General features: G+C 29.2%; 1 protein-coding gene. It reads left to right on the forward strand.

Translation table 11 applies throughout. The features are described 5' to 3' along the window. Nucleotides 1-33 precede the first annotated feature (33 nt). Nucleotides 34-408: hypothetical protein (locus Y882_RS19860; RefSeq protein ID WP_046973453.1), on the forward strand; the 375-nt coding region annotated here is incomplete at its 3' end.

Consider the following 408-nt stretch of genomic DNA (forward strand, 5'->3'; position numbering starts at 1 on the left):
TAATGGTTCTAATCCCTTTTAACTGAGATTATTATGAAACAGTGGATAATTAAAAGATTGAATTTATTGATATGTTGTTTATGTATAGTAATTGCATATGGTTATTACGCAATTAATGATTATATGCATTATAAAGATTATGATGTTACTGTAGTTAATACCATTACAGGAACTCAAGGAAAGGGGTCTAGTTTATCATTTATTGCTGTATATGAACTCAAAGACGGTTATAGATTTAGTGAATATATTTCCCCAGAGATGTATTCTTCAATAGAAAAAGGGGATAATATTACTGTAAGTTTACGTCCTTTCGACGTAAAACAGACATTGTTTGATAATATTGTTTGGTTCTTTGGAATGGGATTAGTTCAATATGTGTGTGGTGCTTATATAGTCTTTTCCATCATA

Origin of the sequence: Dyella japonica DSM 16301 (genome assembly GCF_001010355.1) — a bacterium.
GTDB lineage: Bacteria > Pseudomonadota > Gammaproteobacteria > Xanthomonadales > Rhodanobacteraceae > Dyella > Dyella japonica.